The organism is Prevotella sp. C0026C3, assembly GCF_056590795.1.
The window spans coordinates 167,849-191,205 of record NZ_JBWPWW010000004.1; the positions used below are offsets into that span (position 1 = coordinate 167,849).

Here is a 23,357-nt window from a genome sequence, read left to right on the forward strand (position 1 = left end):
TAATAGGAGTTATCAGACATATGTCCATTATCTCCCGTTTACTCCCTTTTAACTCCCTATTTACTCCCTTTTAACTCCTCCTAACTCCTTTTTAAATGTCATTTCATACTTACTACGCCTATCTTTCTTCGATTGTTTCGTGCCCGATAACTTACGTGTAACCACAGACAACCATTGCTCAGTTTACGCTCAAAGAGCAATTGGTCGAACACTAGATGGTCTTTAATAAAATTAAAGTAGCGCATACTTGTCTCTCGATTCGATATATGTATATCGGCAGCTTGCCCATGTAAATGCTGTGAAGTGGCTACTCCTTTCACCCGATTATTCAATGATTCACACCTGAATCCACTCGTAATGATGATGCGACCGAAACGTTCTCGCAATGGTTCCAACACATTTTTACACAGCAATTTCAAGTTTTCTACTTCTTCATCATTAGGTATATTCTTGATACCTAAGCGTTCTGCTGTCCCCGAACGAGTCATTTCCCAAAGTGAAAAATGAGGAGACAACATCGTGTTTTGATTTTTGTTATCCATACAATGTTACTTTTTGATTTGTTAGTATCACTGCAAAGATATTCTCGTTTGGTCAAAACCATACGCTCGTATCGCATACACTTGTGCATACATAGGGCATAGATACGAAAAAAGACAGCTTGCTTCGCTAATTTAACAACGCTTGCAAACTGTCTAAAAGTCGGGATGAGGCGACTCGAACGCCCGACCCCTACGTCCCGAACGTAGTGCGCTACCAACTGCGCTACATCCCGATTGGTGTTGCAAAGGTACAGTATTTTTTTGAATAAGTATATTTTCTATCTTAAAAATTTGCCAGACTTACGTAAAAACAGTATCTTTGCACTCGCTTTTAAAAAGCTATGTTTGGTGCCATAGCTCAGTTGGTAGAGCAAAGGACTGAAAATCCTTGTGTCCCCGGTTCGATTCCTGGTGGCACCACTCCTCCTTTCATTAGGTCGCTATTTCTCTTCGGAGGGTAGCGGCTTTTTTCTTTTTAAAAGAATAAGAAGTTAACAGACAAATATCCATTAACTCCCTTTTTACTCCAATTAACTCCTACTTACTCCTGTAAAATTTACTTGACTATTGACTGGATAGGATTTCTTAGCCCTTTGGCACTAACTAAAAAGGCCTTGGCAGAACCGAATTTAAGAAACATATCAAGTCTCACAGGCACATGATTAACATCATCTGTGACGTAAAAATCTACTATACGCCTGAATTTTCCTTCATCCCATTCCATATAAGCAAGACGCAAACAGCGGTATTTCACACCGTTATCCCCCTTGACAACGCTCACTCCATCGAAACGAATCTGTGCCGGTGTGCGTCCTTTTCCATCAGCAATAAGGAACTTCACCACGTTTCCTTTCTTCCAATTGGTAGGATCAAACGAGCGAGCACGCATAAAAATACTCACCATATCATAGATACAATCGCTGTAAGAATGACGTTCCCATGAGTGCGTACCGTCGTTGTGCTGACGATGTTGGCGCACATTACACTTGCCACCATCGTAATTATAAAACACCTCGTCAACTGTATAGCGTTTGCCTTCGCGTGCTCCTTTACGATAATAGATGGGTTCCAAATCGAGTGAATTGTAACAAAGTAGTGTATCACGCAGCACAAACAAATTGTCTACTTTATCATTTCCACGTGTGGTAAGACTGCATCTATAAACCGATTTACTCTCAAAACTACTCTGAACTGTCGACATGGAAGCTGTACCGGCCTTGACCCAAACAAACTTCCAGTTATAATATAGATTATAAGAGAGGAACTCTCCCGACTTAAAAGCTGTGTTTCGAAATGAACACTGAGCACGACCGGCTGTTGTAATAAGCAACAACAGCATTGCTCCTATGATTTTTCTAGTGAGTCTGTCCATATATATTCGTTTAAATTCTAGGTATATACTGTTTACCTAATTTCCTTGCTCGTTCAGCATTTCTATGCTGAACGGTGCGTTTCTTATCTGTTTTTTGCTTCGTTATTTCCGCAGGTTTCTGTCTATAGAGAACGGTAGACTTAGGATTCCATGTCTGTGTTATATCCCATTTAGCACGGCATTCCAACTTCTGAGGGTAATAATACACCTCCTCAGCTTGCCTATCTTCATCGTATTTACCGGTATCCCACACACCATTATTATTACTATCTACAAACAATCTCATATAGTATTCGCCCGGAGAGAGGTAAAAAAACTCGGCTTGACCATTATTTGCTTTCACTTCTTTTACCACTTTATCGCCTGAATCAAGCAGTTGTACCACCATATTCAGTGAATCCATACCCTGTAAAGTCACCAATAACGTGCTGTATTCGTCGTTCGATTTCACTTTGAATCCGTTCTTCGACTTACCCGATATATTGCCGTAGATATCTACAAATGCAGCACTATCCACTTCAAGACTATACTCTATATTCGGTCTCCATTCACCTATAAGCTCATATTTCAATCCGTGTCGCAGGCTATCGGGCTGTATCATGGTACCATCGGTAGCTCGTTTTGCTAACTGTCGGAATAAGAATGGAGCCTTATACCACAGTGAGTCGTGCTTAGAATAGAGATGTATTTTCGTAGTATCAACCATCTCTAATGGGGTAGGCGATATGAATCGTATGTTCTTATCGGGGTCTAATTGAGCACTTACTTTAATATCCATAGCCAATGGTTTGAGCGGCATAATACTGTCAAAAGGTTCACCTTTCTTCTTCGCCTTTTCTATTTTCTTCTTCCAATCGGCTATTTCTTTCTGCTTCTCACGCATGCGCTTGGCATAAGGTTGCTTGGAGAGTATTTCCAAAGGTTCGGTTTGATTGACCAGTTTACCCAAACTATCGGTCATCAAATAAGTCATCTCCATGCGCAATGTATCTTGATTCACCAGCGCCGTATCCTTCAACCAATAAGTAATCGTATCTTGTTTCACAGTGGTATTAATGATGAAAGCGTCTTTCTCATTGAAGTTAAGTCCGTGAATTTGAGGCAATTGTGCATTACCATAGCTAAAAAATAGCGTAAATCTATCAGGGTTCTGTCGCTCATTCTTGATGTAATAACGGTCGGTCAACACCTCGGTAAAGGCCTTCAACACCACATCATCGGGCATATAATGATGATATTGCACTCTGTCGATGGCCGCAATATGCAACGAATCGATCCATGTAGTATCTTGACGAACATCTTCTTTCACCGATGGAGTGATCATATCATGACTGAAAGCTATCATCTCGCTCTTCTGATTGAATGTATAATTCCCATCCATATCTTGTAAAGCATAGATACGATATTGTCCCGGTTTCACACCTTTGACAACAAAATGGCCACGACTATCAGTTCTACTCACACGTAACATAGGAAGTTTTTGAAAAGCAGAATCGGCCATATTCGCATAGAGACCTACCAAAATACCTTTTACTGGCTCCAAATTTTCGGCCTGTAACACATAACCCGACACCTCCATCGTGTCTATATCACTGCCTGTAGAAAAACTATATGTATAGTTACCAAGCGGATTTCCCTCATTATTATCGCTGATGGCATCGCTGAAATCCACCGTATACGTAGTATTAGGTTTCAACGAATCTATCAGTTTCACGTCTATATATTTGCCCGAAGCTTTAATCTCTGGTGTCTCCAATTGCGGTGGAGAGACAATAACATTTTCACTGGCGTTCTCTATTTTGATAAATTCATCAAACTGAATACGAATATTTTTTGAAGTCACATTCGTACCTCTATCAGCCGGAGTAGCTCCCAACACCTTCGGAGGAGTCTCGTCATACCATCCACCATCTGGATTTCCCATCCTTGCACAAGACACTATTCCGGCAACCACAGCCAATATCACTACGATATATAACTGATTGAAGAGTCGTCTATTTATTCCTTTCATTCGATTCATATATATGTATTGCCGATTTTGCTTATTCTTACTGTACCTTTGAAGCAGCATCGTAGACCGATGAATTTTGTATTTCAAGTATCTCGTCTATAAACTTTCGCGTGTTACTGAGGCGTGGAACCTTATGTTGCCCACCCATCTTACCCTTCGATTTCAACCAGTCGTTGAATAAATTCGGACGTGCTTTCACTATTTCCAAGTGTTGTAGTGTGATGTCGTGGAAACGCTTTGCCTCGTAATCGCTATTGAGTTCCTGCAACTTTTGGTCAAGCAAATCGCCAAATTTGTTTAAGTCGGTCGGCTCTTTGGCAAACTCTATCACCCATTGATGACAACACTTAGCCCGACTATCCATGAATACGGGAGCAGCAGTATATTCAGATACCTCTGCTCCGGTTTGCTCACAAGCATACGCCAAACCCTTTTCGGCATTATCCATGATGAGTTCTTCGCCGAAAGCATTAATGAAATACTTCGTTCGTCCGGTGATAACAAACTTATAAGGATTCTTACTTGTGAAACTCACCGTGTCGCCTATCATATATCGCCACAGTCCACACGAGGTACTAATAAGCATAGCATAATTCTTCCCCACTTCTATTCCTTCGAGCGGAACAATTGTAGGATTATCGCTACCAAATTCATCCATTGGCATAAACTCATAGAAAACGTCGTAGTCAAGCATTAACAACATCGACTTATCCTGTGGATTATCTTGTATACCAAAGAATCCTTCGCTGGCATTATACGTCTCCATATAGTGCATACCGGGCGATGTTATCAATTGTTCATACTGCGAACGGTAAGGCGTAAAAGCAATACCTCCATGGAAGAACACCTCCAAATTAGGCCATACCTCTTCTAGATGCTTCTTTCCACTCAACTCCATGACACGCACCAACACACTCAACATCCACGATGGAACACCTGATATATTGGTAACATTCTTGTTGAATGTCTCACGAGCTATACGGTCGCGCTTCACTTCAAAGTCGCTTAATAGGGCCGTTTGCTTCTTTGGTACACGCACCAAGTTAGCAAATGGGTTGATATTTTCTATCAAGATAGCACTCAAATCGCCCACCATCGAACCGGGCAGGTTGTAGTTTGGCGAGTGACTACCACCGAGAATCAAGCTCTTACCATCAAATAATCGACTATTGGGATTATTGCGTAGATACAACGCTACAACATCTTTTCCCCCTTGATAGTGTATTCTGTGTAGTCCGTTAGACGACACCGGGATGAATTTACTTTTATCGTTGGTTGTTCCCGACGACTTGGCATACCATTTCACTGTACCCGGCCACAACACATCGGGTTCTCCATGACGCATCCGATCGATGTCTTCTTTCAGATCTTCGTACGTATTGACCGGTACGTTTTTTATAAATTCTTCGTATGTATGGGTATGATTGAGTAAATGTTTCCGTCCATATTCCGTGTCCTTACCATGATGAAGTAGTTGTTGCAACACTGCATGTTGCAAATCCATACCTCGCTCTTGATGAAGTTCCAAAGATTTTTGACGTGGAAGAAAAACCTTTCCTACAATACTTGTTAAACTCATGATTGGATAGTTCTCGGTTTAAATTGCAAATTTACCCCAAACTTTTGGAATATAGGGACAATTCACTTAATTTAATAAAGAGTGGAGATTATCAGAAGTTAAGGAATAAAGGAGTTAGAGAGTTAAGCCAAATGTATAGAGTCTTTGATATTCTTGTATGATTTAATACCATGTTTATAAGCATTTGGCTTAACTTCCTAACTTCTTAACTCCCACTAATTCCTAAGAAAAAAATCCTCATATTGCCGTGCCACCTTGATATAATCATGGTGTCGACACACATATATCACGCTTTCTCGTTTTAATTGTGAGATACGTTCAGGATGCAAAACGAGTTGTTCCAAGGCCTCGTACACACTCTCATAATTAGGCAATACATTGATGATGGGACGCAATTCCTCTTCGTTCAATATCTTATAATTCTCCGGTTCTCCACCTCCTACACAGACAATACCTTTCTTCATGGCTTCCAGTGGATTCATCGAAGGTGTGTAACTATATAGTTGATCAAGAATCACATCACTGCCATCCATTCGCTTCCGATACTCCTTAAAAGACAAATCTTCTGCTATCTGTAGTTCCACTTGATTGGGATAACGCTCCTTGACTGCCTTTGCTGCCCGCAACATGATATCTGTTCCTTTATATTCCGAACGTTTTCGGTCAATACCTATGAACAATTTAAGCGGTTCATGAACCGTATAATCAGGCTCATTTTCCAAAGGTACAATTGGAAAAGGGATAAATGTAGTCTTCTTTGGGAACTCCGGATAATAGCAAACCCAATACTCATACAGTCCGGCAATGATACCATCGCAATCATCGGCAATCATTTTATTGAGTAGTCCCTTCTCCGTTCCAAGCCATTCTTCTTTGAATTTGAGGGCATCTTTGGTATTTCGAAGTTCTTTTCCCATATTGAAATCACTGTAACGAAGCGGCATCGTGGTACAACAAGTGTTCACCCAGTAATAGTCATTGCCGTAAGCACCGAGGAAAATCTTCCTATTATATTTGCGTAAATAGCGATAAAACAGAAATATTCGTTCTGCCTTCAATTCTAAAAAGTCAGGATTTATCAGTTGTACTACATCATATCCACGCATTTTAGGTAACAAACTGAGCAGTCTGAATATATAACATAATGTACCCCATTTACCCGGTCGACGTGTTATATCAATATCGCGTGGATAATCTCTCCAATTATTACCATCACTCATGACCGTAACCTCATGTCCCAAAGCTCTCAATCCGTGAGCCAATGTATTGTGAACATTACTGTATTCACCAATAAGAAGTATTTTCATTTTTTGCTTCATACCTTCACAATACTAAACAATCTACATACAAATTTGATTCCCAACAAGCGCAACAAAACTATTTTCAACTTTCCTATCCAATTGAATTCATTCAAAACCTTTGCTCGATAATCAAGAAGGATAGGCTGCTTACCAGTCAACCGGCACACGGTTATCTGTATATTTAATAGGTGTAGATAATAACGGCTCAATGCTTCTGAGTCTTTATAATTCACTAAACCATTGAAAACATTTAGTTGGGCATCGAGCAATGCTTCATAAGCAGCTCCGTCAGCCAATGCTGTTAATCCCTTCGGATTATCATGGTAACCATACAATCCTTGTGAAGTGGTAGCCACGCACGATGCTTTCTTTAATAGAATAGGTAATGTATAGATATCTTCAAACAATCTACCTACAGGATACTTGACATCATCAAACAAACTTTTTCTATATATCTTATTCCACGCATAAGCATGTCGATAAGCTTCGGTCTGAAACCAATACATCGTCATATCGGTATAAACAGCCTCTTGAAATGATAATACACATTGGTCATCACTATCATGATGTAGCGACACAGGATATTCCAACATATCGTATTCAGCATGCTGCGCGAGTATATTGAGCAATTGAGAATAAGTATGATCGCTTACTACATCGTCGGAATCGACAAAAGTAATATACCGACCATGCGCTATTGCGATGCCGACATTACGAGCTGCACTCAGTCCAGCATTTGATTGATGCACCACAACGACTCGATCATCCTTTTCCTTCCATTGATGACAGATATCGGCCGAACCGTCTGTAGATCCATCGTCAACCAAAATAATCTCCATAGCAAGTATCTGTTGTCCGGCAATACTTTCCAGACAACGATTTAAAGTATCTTCCACATTGTACACAGGAACAATGACACTTAACTCGATATTTGTTTTTGTCGACTTTTCCAACACAACTTTATTATAATATTTCCTTTTCTTTCTTTTTAAAAAAGAGAAAATGAAGAGTATGATATAGCGTGGATAAGTTGATAACTTTTATCCTTATTTTTTGCTATTTTGCTTATCAACCTTTTACATAAGGTTATACACAGATAGTTTTATATCTTTTCTTTGATAATCAATATATTACGATAGTTTTCCATAAAACTATTGATTTACGTACAAAGTTAATAAGTTTATATCTTTTTTCGGCGTATATCTGTGGAAAACTTACTGAAATCACCGTGATAAACATGTGGATATCCACGATTTAATGGGACTACTAAATAGGATGTGGATATCCACATAGTTATCCTTGAATTATTAGATGAGTTATCCACAGAGTTTTCAACAGATTGTTGATAAATCCGTAATGAGCTATGAATAGGCTATTATTCAGACAAATATATGGTATTCGTTCCCATATATTGAAATTGTCTGATGATATAATATTAATCGTAAGGACGCGACATGTCGCGTCCGCAAACTGTATATATACTACAATAGTGGAATAAAGATAGCTATGAATTCCGTGCGGACGCGGCATGCCGCATCCCTACAGAAGCCCCACACCAGCCATTATCTCCCTCATTTTCTGTCGCACCGGCTCAGCCAACAACGACAATTCGGTCGATGACCGATGGTTCTCCAAAGGGAGAGGGAGATAGAAATGGCGCTTTTCAGTCCTATAAATAAAAAACTTATCAATTCAAAAACTTAACTCCTATTTCCCTTTTTATTTCCCCTCCCCAAAAGGGGAGGGAGGGGTGGAGCTATTGCAGCGCCTTTTCAGCCTTACTGCCCCGCCCATTCAGCAATGCTGAAGAGACGATGCAGCGATGGTGGGAAGTCTTTGCAGTAATTCAATAATTACCATATCCCCAAATCATAAAGGATAAGATAAGGGCAATATCGGGTTGATTAGAAGCAAAATCTTTAAAGGTTGAGAGGGCACGACTGATATGTCGTTCCACCACTTTAATAGAGATACCGAGTTGTTCGGCTATTTCTCTATTTTTCATACCTTCAAGTCGGCTCATCGTAAAGATTTGTTTTGAACGTTCGGGGAGTGTGTCTAGCACATCATCTATTTGTCTACGCAATTCATTATAGAGTAATTCGTGTTCGGCATCATTGATAAGATTCAATTGGTAGAGAGCTTCACTACCCGGAGATTCAGGTATATGAGTAGAAGGGAAACGGCTGATAAGTGCCTCATGACGAAGATGGTTGAGACATCGGTTGCGCACCATAACAAAAAGAAGAGATGACAAAGAGGTTGTTATCAGTAGTTTGCGACGTTCCCACAATGTGATAAAACACTCCTGTACTATATCTTGTGCTTCATCGGCATCGAGAATAAAATGCATGGCATAAGCTTTGAGACGAGGATAATACATGTGGAATACACGTTCGTATGAATTGATATGCCCGTCTTTAATATTCTCTAATAGTAGTTGTAGGTTTGCCCTTTCTTGTATCAATGGTTTATTGATTATTAATATCTACAAAGATAATGCAAATGAGTGCAATGAAAGTTTACTTTCAAATTGCCGAGTGTAGCTTAACTTCTACAAAGGTAATGCAAACGAATGGAAAGTCAAAATAAATAGCATGTTTTGCTTTTCGGAATAAGATAATATTTATTATAAAGCTAAATAAAAAAGAGTCCGTTATTCAATTATTTTGCTGTTTTTTGAAAAAAAGTAGGAAAGGGGGTGGGTAAAATGGAGAGTTGCGTGTTATATGTTTGAATTTACCAAGAAAAAGATGAATACAATAGATTATATATACGCTGTTGCCATCAAGTTTTTTGATGGAACAATCACCTATAATGAGGAGAAGGATCTCTTCGATTGGATTAATCTTGATACCGACAATCGTGCAAAATTTGACCAATGGGAAGAGGAATGGATTGCCGCTAATAAGACTACTGACGAGACACGTCAAGCTTGGAACGAGGTGTTGGAAGGTATCCAAGAACATGAGGAAAATCAAAGGAAACGTGTATATATTTGGAAATACTTACGTGCAGCAGCGGCCATCCTTGTACTGATGGTGCTGAGTGCTACGGCAACATGGATTGTTTCAAATCATCAAGAGGTCGACTATTATACTTTCTCCACTGAGATGGGAAGTAAAAGTAGAATGACATTGCCCGATGGATCGGAAGTATGGTTGAATGCTGGTTCTGTTTTAAGATATTCTTCCGACTTTAATCGTAAGAACCGTAGTGTAGAATTGTTGGAAGGTGAAGGCTATTTCCATGTAAAGAAACAGAGTGATGAGGAATTTACTGTCAAGACACAAGGCTATGATATTGTAGTGAAAGGAACCAAATTTAATATCTCTGCTTATAAAAGCGATAATCTAATAACCACGGCCTTGATGCAAGGAAAGGTGGAAATAAAGAACCCTACAGAACAGATGGACTTGATACCCGGTGAAATGGTAAGCTTTGATCGGACGACAGGTAGATTAACCAAAGGTGCGTACCGAAGTGATATGCATGCATGGGTGGACAATAAGATGGAGTATGAATCCATCAGATTGGACGATTTAGCGCGTGTATTATCACGTCAGTATGCCGTAAACATCAGTATCGCATCACAGAGTGTTAGGGACACGCGTATCACTGTGTCGCTTAGAAACAAAGAAACGATCGATGATGTAACTGCTGCCCTAGAGCGTATTGCGCCTATTAAAATCAAACGTAATGGTAAAGAACTCTATATTCATGCACGATAATGTATATCAAACATAATCGAATACCATAATGATAGAAACAATCTATATATCAATTTATAATTAACTAAAAAAATGTAAAACACTATGAAAGTAAAGCAAAGCAGTATGCTACGAATTTTCTTGTTTGTCGTATTCTGTTTCAGCACGATGGCTATGGCCGCTCAGCATGTCACGAAGACATTCCGGAACGAGTCGTTACGCAATGTACTGAAAGAGATTGAACGGCAAACAAAGATGTCAGTGATGTACAATGCCGACGAAGTGGATGCCGAACGTAAAGTAACGGCCACTTTCAAATCAACTCCTGTACGCGAAGTTCTTAATCGTGTGTTAGGCCGCGATGTAGACTATGAGATTGATAAGAATCTCATTACGGTACACAAGAGAGTTGTAGGACAAAACGGTAAGAATGTAGTTGGTAAAGGCGACAAGAAAACAGTAAAAGGTCAAGTGCTTGACGAATCTGGACAACCCATTATCGGTGCTACTATCAGAGTGAAAGGTACAAATGTGGCTACAGTATCGGATATGGATGGAAACTTTTCTATTCAAGCCGACAGCCATAGCACATTGGAAGTTTCATATCTAGGTTATACCACTCGTGAGATTGCTGCTAATAAGAGCAATACCGTTATTAGCATGAAGCAAGATGAGCGAGTGCTCAATGAAGTAGTAGTGACCGCGCTCGGTATCAAGCGTGAGCAGAAAGCATTGAGTTACAATGTTCAGCAGGTGAACAGCAACGAGTTGACTCGTAATAAAGATGCTAACTTTATCAATTCTCTCAATGGTAAGGTTGCAGGTGTAAACATTACTAAGAGCGCCAGTGGTGTGGGTGGAGCAACACGCGTTATTATGCGTGGTGCCAAATCTATCGATGGTGACAACAATGTACTTTATGTGATTGACGGTATTCCATTGTTTAACTACAGTGGTGGTACCGATAGCGGTATCAAGGGTGAAGGTCGTGTAGGCTCCGAGGGTATTGCCGACTTCAACCCAGAGGATATTGAGAGTATCTCTGTATTGTCAGGTCCTTCGGCAGCAGCCCTCTATGGTAGTAATGCTGCTAATGGTGCTATTCTTATTACCACCAAAAAGGGTACTGAAGGAAAGCTCTCTGTTACATTCTCTTCATCGGCTGAGTTCAGCAATCCGTTCCGTATGCCGGAATTCCAAAATACCTATGGTAACAAGCCGGGGTCATTTGACAGCTGGGGTGAGAAGTTGAAAACACCTTCAAGTTACGACCCAAAGAAAGATTTCTTCCGTACCGGGACTAACTTTATCAATGCTGTTACCCTTACAACAGGTAACAAATATAACCAAACCTTTGCTTCTATGGCATCTACCAATGCAAAGGGTATTGTTCCAAACAACACTTACGACCGTTATAACTTTAGTGTTCGTAATACTTCGCATCTGTTGCAAGATAAGTTGACACTCGACTTGGGTGCATCATACATCAAGCAGAAAGATAATAATATGGTGTCGCAGGGTGAATATTGGAATCCAATTGTAGCTGCTTATCTTTTCCCTCGTGGCGAAAATTTTGAAGCTATCAAGACATTCGAGCGCCTCGATGGAGGACGTAACATCCCTGTACAGTACTGGCCATTACTCGAAGGAACATTTGCAAACCAGAACCCTTATTGGACAGCATACCGCAATTTGGCTCCCAATAATAAAGATCGCTACATGTTCAATGCCGGTTTAACTTATAAAGTTACCGATTGGTTAAGTTTGGCATCACGTATTCGTTACGATAAGACATTTATTACCAGCGAACGTAAATTGTATGCTACCACTTATAATATATTTGCAAAGCGTAAGGGATTCTATAGTTATTCCAACTATCAAGACCATCAAACGTATATTGATTTCATGGCTAATATCAACAAGAGGTTTGGTGATTTCTCACTCGCAGCCAACTTAGGTTATAGCTATTCAGACTTCTCTTCTATCTCACGTGGATATGGTGGTAACCTCATTCTCGTTCCCAACAAGTTTACTTTGCAGAATATCGACCCCACCGATGCTTCTATAAACGAAGATGGAGGGCAAACTAATATTCGCAATGTGGCCATGTTTGCCAGCGCCGAGTTGGGTTATAAGAGCATGGTTTACCTGACACTTACCGGCCGTAACGACTGGAACTCTCGTTTGGTAAACTCTTCTGAAGAATCATTCTTCTATCCATCGGTAGGTCTTTCGCTCATCGTTTCGGAGATGGTGAAACTTCCTGAATTCATTTCTTACTTGAAGGTACGTGGTTCGTTCACCGAAGTAGGTGCACCGGTCTCACGTTCGGGTATGACTCCGGGTACTATTACCACACCATTGGTAGGTGGTAGCATGAAGCCTACAGGCATCTATCCGTTTACTGATTACAAGGCTGAGCGTACACGTTCGCACGAGTTTGGTTTAACCATGAAACTCTTCAAGCGTTTGAACTTAGATTTCACATATTACAAGTCGAATACTTTCAACCAGACTTTTATCGGAACTTTGCCTGAGAGTAGCGGTTACAAGCAGGCTTATCTACAGGCAGGTAACGTAGAAAACCGTGGTGTTGAGTTTAGCTTAGGATACAATGATGAGTTTGGAGATGTAGGCGTTTCAACCAACTTTACATTCTCTAAAAACATCAACGAGATTAAGGAAATGGTGAAAGACTACAAACATCCATTGAGCCCTGACCCCATTTCTATTCCTGAAGTAAACAAAGACAATGGACGAGTAATACTTAAAGTGGGCGGTTCTATCAATGACATCTATGCTCGCAAGGTGTTGGCTAAAGACAACCAAGGCTTCGTAAACGTTAGTCCTTCTGGAAGTTATGGTGTAGAAACGGTAGATCCCATCTATTTGGGTAAGACTACTCCCGACTTCACTATGGGTTGGAACAACACCATTCGTTATAAGAGTTTGGCATTAAGCTTCTTGTTCAATGGTCGTTTTGGTGGTGTAGTGACCTCATCTACACAAGCTATTATGGATCGTTTCGGTGTTTCTAAGGCTTCGGCCGATGCTCGTGACGCAGGTGGCGTTATTATCCCGAATCAAGGATTAGTAGATGCTAAGAATTATTATGCTACTGTTGGTACAGGCGAGACAGCTTTGGCAGGTTTCTATACCTATAGCGCTACCAACGTACGCTTGCAGGACTTGTCTCTCAGTTATACCTTGCCTTCACGCTGGTTTGGCAATGTGGTAAAGGATGTAACTTTCTCTTTGAACGCCCATAACCTTTGGATGATTTACTGTAAGGCGCCTTTCGATCCCGAATTAACTGCTTCTACCGGAACTTACGGTCAGGGTAACGACTACTTTATGCAGCCCAGCCTACGCAGCTTCGGTGTTGGTCTTAAGTTTAAATTCTAATAGATAACATATAATCATGAAACATATAACATTCAAAAGTTTGTGTCTGCTCTTTGCCGCAAGTGCTTTAACAGCTTGTAGCTTCGAAGAAGTAAACACAAATCAACAAGAAATAACCGATAAGGAATTGCTTACCGACGGTCTGTATGCCGGCGCTCCGCTTACGGCTTTGCAGAAGCAGGTAACTCCTGTAGGTACCATTAACGATAAAACTGAGATTATAAACAACTACCAAAGAGCCTATCACTTGTCGGCTGACGTATATAGTGGCTATTTTGGAGAGAATAATAACTGGGTTGGTGGTAGGAATAATACTACATATTCTTTGGTTGAAGATTGGATTTCCACTTCTTTCCGCGAATCGTATTCGAAGGTGATTCCGTTGTGGAAAGAATTGAAGAGAAAATCGAAAGACAGCAATAGACCTGAACTCTTTGCATTGGCACAGATATTAAAAATATCGGCTTGGCACAAGGCTACTGACATGTTTGGTCCTATTCCTTACAAAGAAGCCGGTGAAGATAAGCTTGTAGTTCCTTTTGACAGCCAAAAGGATGTATATCAATACTTCTTTGACGACCTTAACGAAGCAATTGCTATCATGGCCAAGCAGGCCGACCAAGGTATTAAGGTGATGCAAGAGTATGATGCTGTTTACGGTGGTGACGCTGTTAAATGGACTCGTTATGCTAACTCGCTCATGCTCCGTTTGGCTATGCGTATTAGTAATATAGACGAAGCTAAGGCTAAGAAATATGCCGAAATGGCTATTAAGAATCCTTATTCGGTAATGCAAAATATGGATGATGAAGCCAAGATGGAAAAAGGTGCAGGCCTTGTTTTTGTGAACAATATTGAAACATTTGCCAACCAATATGGTGAAGCACGCATGGGTTCTGCCATGTATGCTTATATGGGTGGATACGAAGATCCACGTCTGCCTGCCTACTTCCAACAATCTTCTTGGTCAAAGGCGCAGCCTCTAGGTACTTATGGTAAATATGCAGCATTGCCTCCCGGTACAATAAGCAAGAATAATGATACATATAAGTCGTTCTCTGTGCCTAATATAGCAAAGAATTCTCCTACCTATTGGATGCGTGCTTCTGAAGTTTACTTCCTGCGTGCAGAGGGTGCTTTAAGGCATTGGGATATGGGAGACACAGATGAAAATCTTTACTACAAGGGTATTCTTATGTCGTTTAAAGAGAATGGAGTAGATGAAGGAAAGATAAACGATTACATCTATTCGGATAAACAACCTATTGGTTTTGAACTCGAAATGTTAGACCCATACATTGATGCGCACTATAAACAACCTACCACAGCTACCGTTGAATACGGTGGTAATCAGAATAGAAAGATGGAGAAGATTATGATTCAGAAATGGATTGCACTTTATCCTAATGGTATGGAAGCATGGAGTGAGGTTCGCCGTACAGGCTATCCGAAGCTACATCGAGTATATAAGAATCGTAGTAATGGGCTTATAGACAGCCAAAAGGGCATACGTCGTCTTCAGTATCCTACTCAAGCATCTTCTTCAAAAGAAGACTTAGAGAACTTGGAAAAAGCTCGTCAAATGCTGAAAGGTCCAGATAATGGCGGAACTCCGCTATGGTGGGATTGCTTAAATAATTAATTAAACTACAACGTAAGAACAATGAAAAACTTTAAATATTATACACTGTTTCTAGCTTTCGTAGCAGGAATTGGTTTAAGTTCATGCGCTGATATGATCGAGGTGGAGAATAAACCGTTCGACCACATAGGTGGATACAATACCATGAACAACGAAAAGAGCGAAGAATACTACGCGAATCTGCGTGAATATAAAAAACAAGCCATGAACTACGGGCGCCCCGTAGCATTCGGATGGTTCTCAAGTTGGATGCCTGCCGGTGTGGGTCGCCATGGTTATTTGGCTTCTATGCCAGATAGTATGGATATTGTATCTATGTGGAGTGGTGCTCCCAACCGCTTTGAGATAACTCCACAGCAGAAAGCCGATAAAGAATTTGTGCAGAAGGTAAAAGGTACTAAGCTTTTAGAAGTTTGTTTGATAGGATATATTGGTAAAGGTAGAACCCCACAATCTGTATACGATGAGGTGGATAAGAAAGCTACAGCAGAAGGTTGGTTTGAGAACAAGCAACGTTTAACCGATGCATATGTTAAGGCTCGTTGGAAGTTCTGGGGCTATGAAGGCGTACCAGAAACGAAGAACCACTACGAATGTTTGGATAAGTATGCCAATGCTTTGGTAGACTCGCTCATTGCAAACGATTGGGATGGGTACGATATTGACTGGGAACCGGGTTCCGGAACATTTGACCTTGATGGTACATGTCAAACTGATGAGCATGTTATTTACCTTATCAAGAAGATGGGTGAACGAATTGGACCGAATAGCGACCCCGAAGGTAAGGGACATAAACTGCTTTGCTACGATGGTGATGAAATTGCTTTTAAGGGTGAACTTGATCCCTATATCGACTATTGGATAGCTCAAACCTATGGTCGTTTCCCATCTATTAATCACTTGCGTGTAGATTCTAAGAAGTTTATTCTTACCGAGAACTTTGAAAAGAACTTTGAGCATGGTGGGTTATTATTGCGTCATGCTGCGCTAATGCCGGACAAAGGATACAAGGGTGGATTCGGAGCTTATCGCTTCGACAATGATTACGACAACATGCCTAACTATAAGTGGATGCGTCGCGCTATTCAGATAAACCAAGAGGTATTCCAAAAAAGGAAGGCCGAAGAAGCTGGGACTGAAGGCAAGTAAATGTCTTAATAGTTTAATGATTAAAAACAATGAGAATTATGAATAAATATATTTTCGGATATATGGCGTTCGCATTGGGAGCATTGCTCTTTACAGCGTGCAACAACGAAAGCGAAGCCGACTTGCTCGAAACTAAAGTGTACTTTCCAGAGCAAGAACATCAAGTAACGCTCGACGGTCAGCCTACACTCAACATAGAGATTAGTGCTCGCTTATCGAAAGTTCATTCTGACGACGTAGAGGTTTCATATGAACTTGGAGATACATCGCTTATCAGTGATTTTAATGCTAAGGGAGCTACCAAACACATGGCACTTAATGCTGAAAATGTAAAATTGGAAGTTAGCAAGGCTAAGATAGTCAAGGGAGATTTGTCAGCAGACAAGGTCATGTTATCGCTTAGCAACCTCGACAAACTGAAAGAAGGCACATCGTACGTTATTCCTATCAAACTCAGTTCGAGTAATATGCCTGTTATAGAAGGTAACAATATAGAATACATTGTAATCTCTAATCCTATACGTATTACAAAAGTTGGAGAATTTAGAAGAAGTAATATAACCGTCATGTTCCCAGCCAGTGCATACTTGAAGTCGTTTACCTATGAGGCACTCGTTTATGCTACCGGTTGGTATGAGAACACCATTATGGGTTGCGAAGGATTCTCAATCTTCCGTGTCGGAGATATTGGTGGTGGTATTGCTGCCGGTGTAGCTCAGATAGCAGGAAAGATTAAGTATGAAGCTCCTGAGAAATTGCAGTCTAAGCAGTGGTATCATCTAGCTGTAACCTACGATGTAAGCAGCGGTAAGACCGTTATGTATAAGAATGGTGTAAAGTGGGCTGAACAACAAAGTGATTTCCAAGGCTTTAGTCCGAATGCTGATTATGGCTTCCAAATTGGTATGTTGGTAGGATTCCCATGGGGAGACCGTCCATTCTATGGCTATATGAGTGAGGTTCGTGTATGGAGTGTGGCTCGTAGTGAGAACGACATCAAACAACATATGCTAGGTGTTGATCCGAAGAGTGAGGGCTTAGAGCTCTATTACAAACTTGATGGTACTGATAAGACTGAAGGCAATGAGATATACGATAAAGCCAAAGGTATCAGAGGTGAAATGAGAGCTAATTCAATAAACATTGCAACTTTGCCCGAACCAATCAATATTAAGTAGTATATCGGTTAACGTGGGTTCATCGAACTCACGTTAACTAGCAAAGTAAGTCATATCAGTATAAGGATATTAATATGGTGTACTGAACGATTTCATAATCTTAAGGGGGGAGTAATCAATAGTATGATTGCTCCTTTTATCGTTTTTAAATGTTACATACTTTCGTATTTTAGAAAGGTGTTTTTATCTTCATTATACGTATTTTCGCTCCTTTTATAACGATGTTAGCATCTTTCCGAAGAGTATAACTGTGTACTATCTTTTGTAAAAAATATGATTATTTATAGTGTGTAAACCACTGTGAGAATGCGGTTTTGTACGATATTGGTATTTTATTGTACGATATTGGTATATAATATATGTATTAGGTTATTATATTTGCAAAAAAGATTATGTCTAATACCTGTTTTTAGGCCTCTCAATTTGAATTGAAGTGGAACTGGGAACATATTTTAAATTTATCAATATATCTAATGAAAAGACGATTTTTTCAATGTAGCATCTTGATGCTATCAATGGGATTTCTACCCTTTTCTGCTGCAAATGCATCACCGAAACCTGTGAATAGCATCACACAAAACGATCAGTTAACTGAGATTCGAGGTACTGTGACAGACGAAATGGGAGCTATTGTAGGAGCTACGGTGAGAGTGGTAGGAGCCAAATCGGGAACTGTGACCGACGCTAATGGTAACTTCCGACTCAAAGCGAAACCGGGTTCGAAAATCGAAATCTCGTGTGTAGGGTATGAGACAAGGACCGTTGTCGTGAAAAACAATGTACCTTTAAAAATTAATCTAAGAGAAGACGCCGTGGCATTGGCCGATGTTCAGGTGATTGCCTACGGTACTACACGTAAGGTTACCGTTACCGGTGCACTCGCATCTGTCAATCAAGGCGAATTGTTGAAGACACCAGTAGCCAGTTTGTCGAACGCGTTGGCCGGTAAAATTTCCGGTTTGGCCAGTATCCAGAGTAGCGGTCAGCCCGGAGCCGACGGTGCCGCGCTGTTCATTCGTGGTGTAGGTTCGTTGAGTACATCACTCTCTCAACCGTTGATATTGGTTGATGGTGTGGAAAGAGCGTTCTCTCAAATCGACCCGAACGAAGTAGACGACATTACAGTATTGAAAGATGCGTCGGCTACAGCGGTGTTTGGTGTACGTGGTGCTAATGGTGTTATCCTCGTAACAACGAAGCGTGGTAGCAAGGAAAGCCCCAAAATGAACTTCTCTACGTCTCTGGCATGGCAGATTCCGGCTCGTTTGCCTGAATTTGTAAACAGCTACGAGTGGGCAAGTCAGTACAACCAAGCTCAGATACACGACGGTGTGGGCGAGGATATGCTAGCCTTCAAGCCCGACGATTTGGAGAAATTCCGCACGCATAGCAGTCCGCTTACCCATCCGGATGTAGATTGGGTAGATATGTTAGTGCGCAAAGCATCGCTCCAAACACAACATAACTTTAATATATCTGGTGGTACCGACCGCGTGAAATACTTCGCATCGTTGAGTGCTTTCACTCAGGATGGCCACTTTAAGGTATTCAAGAATCGTAACGATAAAGGTTTCAACTACAACCGTTACAACTATCGTGTGAACTTGGATGTAAATGTAACGAAGACAACGGCGTTGCAGGTGAATCTCGGTGGATATTTTGGTAACCGACAGGAGCCTTGCTATAACGACGGTACTACGAAGGATATTAACTCACTCTACCGCTATATCTATGCTTCGCCTCCTTTCAGTGGTGCAGGTATTGTAGACGGAAAGCGTATTCGTATCGGCTCTGGAATGTTGCCCATCGGTAACCTTCAGGATGCATTGAACACTTATTATGGTAAGGGTTATGCCACTACAGCTAATAATGTGTTGAACTTTGACTTCAAACTTTCGCAGAAGTTGGATTTCCTGACCAAAGGTTTGACTGTACATTTGAAAGGTGCATATAATAGTGGTGTAACTATCTATAAGCGCCGCGAAGGTCGCGAACCACTCTATGAGTCGATACTTGATGCCGACGGAAAGCCCGACTTGAAGTTGGTTACCAGCTATCAGAAACTTGATTTTAAAGAGTCCGACGGCTTATCGCGCAACTGGTACATTGAAGGAGCGTTGAACTACAAGCGCAACTTTGGTCCTCACCACGTGTCGGGTCTTGCCATGTACAACCAGACGATGAAGTATTATCCCGGTGGAAACTTCATAGGTATCCCTCGTGGTTACATCGGTTTCGTGGGAAGAGGTACATACGACTACATGACAAAGTACTTGGTAGACTTCAGTGTGGGCTATAACGGTTCCGAAAACTTTGCCAAAGGTCATCGATTCGGATTCTTCCCGGCCGGTTCGTTGGGTTGGATTGTATCTGAAGAGAATTTCTTCAAGCCGTTGAAACCGGTTGTAGGCTATCTCAAACTGAGAGCTTCTTACGGTAAGGTGGGTAACGATATTACGAGCGATAACTCTCGTTTCCTCTATCTGCCCGATACTTATAAGATCGTCGACGGACAGTATAGCTTTGGTGTGAACACCAGTACATCGGTCAAGGGTGCCTCTGAAGGTAAGATAGGTAACCGCGACGTAACTTGGGAAACGGCCGTAAAGCAAAACTTCGGTATCGACATGAAACTCTTCAAAGACCGATTGAGCTTGAATTTCGACTATTTCACCGAGCATCGTACCAATATCTTGATTTCTCGTGGAGTGATTCCCGGATACTTGGCAGTACAACTTCCTACAGTCAATCTGGGTAAGGTAGACAACCACGGCTACGAAGTGAGCGTGCGTTGGCAAGACCGTTTCAAGGATTTTAAGTATCATATAGGTGCTAATCTCTCGTATGCAAAGAACAAAATCGTGTTCAAAGACGAAATTAACTATGAATACGAGTGGATGAAACAGACTGGAAAGCCTGTCGGTCAGAACTTCGGTTATGTGTTTGACGGTTACTTCACCGAGAAAGATGTGGCCGACTATGCTGCTAATAAGGGCAAGCCGGGTGCCATTGCCGACCAAGGTAGCGGTTATATCCCTCTTGTCGGCGACGTGATATTTAAGGACTTGAATGGTGATGGAGTCATCAACGAAAAGGATATTCGCGACATCGGCTATTCCATTTATCCTCGCTACACCCTCGGTGTGAACATGGGATTCTCTTGGCGTGGGCTTGATTTGAGCGTTACATTTGCCGGTGCATTCCAGACTTCGCGTATGTTGAGCTCTGTTTATCGCACTCCGTTCGGCGAAATGGACAACTATAGTTTAATGAGATATATGGTAGACGATGCCTGGACACCCGAAAAGGGAAACAGCGCAAAGGCTCCTGCCATCTCTATCCGTAACAAATCGCACAACTATCAGAACTCAAGTCTGTGGTTGCGTAATGCTTCTTACTTGAGATTGAAGAACGTCGAACTGGGTTATAGTTTTCCCAAGACCATTACGAGAGCGCTTCGTCTGAACTCGTTGCGTGTGGCTTTGTCGGGATACAACTTGCTTACATTCGACAATCTGAAAGTCAGTGATCCCGAAGCTAATCCCGATGGTAAGGCATATCCATTGATGAAGGTTATTAACTTTGGCTTAAGAGTTGGATTCTAAAAACGAAATAATCATGAAACTATTTAAACATACAGCAGCAATCGTTACGACTCTGCTACTCTCAGGGTTCGCCGCTTCGTGCGAAGACCTAGCTATTGGAAACGATTTTTTGCAGAAACCACCTAGCACAGACGTTACTATCGATACGATATTTGGCAAGGCTGAGTATGCTCGTCGTGTGCTTTGGCGTTGCTATGAGAACCTGCCTTACGGTATGGAGACCAATGGTCGACGCACGCAGATGTGTTTGAGTACTATCGAAGGACTTACTGATTTGAATTTTGATAATATCGGTTGGTCGTCGTTGGGGAAGACTTATTATCCCGGTCTCTATAATGCATCGATAGAAGACAATACAAATGATAATGGCAGAGTGACCAAGATGCAGTTTACAAGGGCTGGTATTTGGACGGCTGTGCGCCACGCTTGGCTCTTCAAAGAGAATGTAGACCGCGTTCCCGATATGGATGCTGCGGAGAAATCTCGCATGAAATCAGAGGCAGATATGATGGTGGCAGTGCTTTATGCGCACATGCTGCGCCACTACGGAGCTATGCCTATCATCGACCATGCTCTCTCTTCTGAGGATGCGGAGTTCCCTAAGCGTGCTACTTTGCAAGAGACGGTCGACTTTATCGTGAAGCTTCTAGATTCTGTCATAGCCAATAAAGACTTCCCATGGAGTATTCCTGCCGATGAATTGGGCAACTGGGACGGTCGATTTACCAAGGCCGGAGCCATGGCTTTGAAGACTCGTGTGCTGCTATTTGTGGCTAGTCCACTCTTCAACAGTCCTACACCGTTTGCCGAGGGTGAGGCTTCTGAGAAGAAGATGACGTGGTTTGGTAATTACGATAAGAATCGTTGGAAACAAGCAGCTGATGCTTGTAAGACTTTCTTCGATGAATTGAAAAAGGGTGGAAATGGTTATTATAAGCTTGTAGAGAATGGCGATCCCGGCATTAAGTCGGTGCGTGACGCTTATACCAGTGCTTACTTTGATCGTGGCAACACTGAGACGCTCATTTCATCGCGTCGTAATATTCTTATGTTGAAGAACAATAAGACGTTCGATCAAGGACTTCGTTGGGGTGCATATTGCCCCACCAAAGAGTTCTTCGATATGTTTGAAATGAAGGATGGAACCAAGTTTAATTGGGATAATCCGAAACATAAGAAAGCTCCTTTCAAAAATCGTGATCCTCGTCTGTACGAAAATTTCATCCTTGATGGTGACGATTACAATGGACGTAAAGCTGATATGGTGGAGCCAAAGCCCAATGACCCGAAGAAAGAATATCCGAAGGGTAAGGACTGGAGTCAAGGAAGGATTCATAATCTAAGTATCATTACGGGATTGGTATGTCGTAAATGGGGTCTCGACCGCAACAACGCGGCTTACAACCGCCCCGTACAATGGCCTATCATACGCCTAGCTGAGGTTTATCTGAACTATGCTGAGGCTCTCAACGAATACAATGGTGGCCCCACACCGGAGGCTTACGAGGCTGTGAATAAGGTAAGAGCGCGTGTCGATATGCCTCCATTGAAATCGGGCATGACACAGGAAGAGTTCCGCGAAGCTCTCCTTCACGAGCGTGCTGTAGAGTTCGCTTACGAGGAAGTACGCTTCTTCGACCTCATCAGATGGAAAAAATACGATGTCTTCGAGACGCAGTTGCACGGCTTGCATGTGTATCGTCATAAGAAGACAAGGGCTTATGAGTGCGTTCCCTTCAAACTGACCAAGTACTCACGTAGTTGGTGGAAGACCGGATGGCAGCCTCGTATGTGCCTCAGTGCTTTCCCCTCAAGAGAAGTAAGCAAGGGATATGGACTTGTTCAGAATCCCGGTTGGTAATT

General features: G+C 41.6%; 14 protein-coding genes and 2 tRNA genes. 8 read left to right on the top strand and 8 right to left on the bottom strand.

Annotation, left to right across the window (positions count from 1 at the left end; translation table 11 throughout):
- Positions 1–98 precede the first annotated feature (98 nt).
- Positions 99–542: a D-Ala-D-Ala carboxypeptidase family metallohydrolase gene (locus tag AC1EK4_RS04060; protein WP_480357113.1), complete on the bottom strand. Its 444-nt coding sequence runs from the start codon at positions 540–542 to the stop codon at positions 99–101.
- A 160-nt stretch (positions 543–702) separates the two neighbouring features.
- Positions 703–775: transfer RNA gene (locus tag AC1EK4_RS04065), tRNA-Pro, on the bottom strand.
- A 114-nt stretch (positions 776–889) separates the two neighbouring features.
- Here AC1EK4_RS04065 and AC1EK4_RS04070 point away from each other — a divergent pair.
- Positions 890–962, top strand: a tRNA-Phe gene (locus tag AC1EK4_RS04070).
- Between the two features lie 136 nt (positions 963–1,098).
- Here the strand turns inward: AC1EK4_RS04070 and AC1EK4_RS04075 are convergent.
- The 6 genes from AC1EK4_RS04075 to AC1EK4_RS04100 all read right to left on the bottom strand — a co-directional run bounded on the left by AC1EK4_RS04075 (position 1,099) and on the right by AC1EK4_RS04100 (position 9,272).
- The gene (locus tag AC1EK4_RS04075) at positions 1,099–1,914 is read right to left on the bottom strand and encodes a DUF3108 domain-containing protein (protein ID WP_036896211.1); all 816 of its coding nucleotides are present in this window, start codon (positions 1,912–1,914) and stop codon (positions 1,099–1,101) included.
- Positions 1,915–1,924: 10 nt separating this feature from the next.
- On the bottom strand, positions 1,925–3,925 hold the full coding sequence (locus tag AC1EK4_RS04080) for an Ig-like domain-containing protein (protein ID WP_480357135.1): 2,001 nt from the start codon (positions 3,923–3,925) through the stop codon (positions 1,925–1,927).
- Between the two features lie 37 nt (positions 3,926–3,962).
- A complete protein-coding gene (locus AC1EK4_RS04085) occupies positions 3,963–5,504 on the bottom strand; it encodes a GH3 auxin-responsive promoter family protein (RefSeq protein ID WP_062433757.1) in 1,542 nt (513 codons plus the stop codon).
- A 215-nt stretch (positions 5,505–5,719) separates the two neighbouring features.
- Positions 5,720–6,811, bottom strand: coding sequence for a glycosyltransferase family protein (locus AC1EK4_RS04090; protein ID WP_036896276.1), 1,092 nt, complete (start codon positions 6,809–6,811; stop codon positions 5,720–5,722).
- An 8-nt stretch (positions 6,812–6,819) separates the two neighbouring features.
- Positions 6,820–7,761: a glycosyltransferase gene (locus tag AC1EK4_RS04095; protein ID WP_052052735.1), complete on the bottom strand. Its 942-nt coding sequence runs from the start codon at positions 7,759–7,761 to the stop codon at positions 6,820–6,822.
- Between the two features lie 890 nt (positions 7,762–8,651).
- Positions 8,652–9,272 carry an RNA polymerase sigma-70 factor gene (locus AC1EK4_RS04100; protein ID WP_480357114.1) on the bottom strand — a complete coding sequence of 207 codons (621 nt, stop codon included), beginning with the start codon at positions 9,270–9,272 and terminating at the stop codon, positions 8,652–8,654.
- A gap of 286 nt (positions 9,273–9,558) precedes the next feature.
- Between AC1EK4_RS04100 and AC1EK4_RS04105 the strand changes: the two genes are divergently transcribed.
- The 7 genes from AC1EK4_RS04105 (at position 9,559) to AC1EK4_RS04135 (ending at position 23,355) form a co-directional block, all read left to right on the top strand.
- A complete protein-coding gene (locus AC1EK4_RS04105; protein ID WP_480357115.1) occupies positions 9,559–10,536 on the top strand; it encodes a FecR family protein in 978 nt (325 codons plus the stop codon).
- 84 nt (positions 10,537–10,620) lie between these two features.
- Positions 10,621–13,920, top strand: a complete 3,300-nt coding sequence (locus tag AC1EK4_RS04110; protein ID WP_480357118.1) for a SusC/RagA family TonB-linked outer membrane protein — start codon at positions 10,621–10,623, stop codon at positions 13,918–13,920.
- 16 nt (positions 13,921–13,936) lie between these two features.
- A complete protein-coding gene (locus AC1EK4_RS04115) occupies positions 13,937–15,562 on the top strand; it encodes a RagB/SusD family nutrient uptake outer membrane protein (RefSeq protein ID WP_036896209.1) in 1,626 nt (541 codons plus the stop codon).
- Positions 15,563–15,583: 21 nt separating this feature from the next.
- Positions 15,584–16,711 carry a glycoside hydrolase family 18 gene (locus tag AC1EK4_RS04120; protein WP_036896208.1) on the top strand — a complete coding sequence of 376 codons (1,128 nt, stop codon included), beginning with the start codon at positions 15,584–15,586 and terminating at the stop codon, positions 16,709–16,711.
- Between the two features lie 38 nt (positions 16,712–16,749).
- The gene (locus AC1EK4_RS04125; protein WP_480357119.1) at positions 16,750–17,889 is read left to right on the top strand and encodes a DUF1735 and LamG domain-containing protein; all 1,140 of its coding nucleotides are present in this window, start codon (positions 16,750–16,752) and stop codon (positions 17,887–17,889) included.
- A 473-nt stretch (positions 17,890–18,362) separates the two neighbouring features.
- A complete protein-coding gene (locus tag AC1EK4_RS04130; RefSeq protein ID WP_036896206.1) occupies positions 18,363–21,494 on the top strand; it encodes a SusC/RagA family TonB-linked outer membrane protein in 3,132 nt (1,043 codons plus the stop codon).
- Between the two features lie 13 nt (positions 21,495–21,507).
- Positions 21,508–23,355, top strand: a complete 1,848-nt coding sequence (locus AC1EK4_RS04135; protein WP_036896205.1) for a RagB/SusD family nutrient uptake outer membrane protein — start codon at positions 21,508–21,510, stop codon at positions 23,353–23,355.
- Positions 23,356–23,357: the final 2 nt, after the last annotated feature.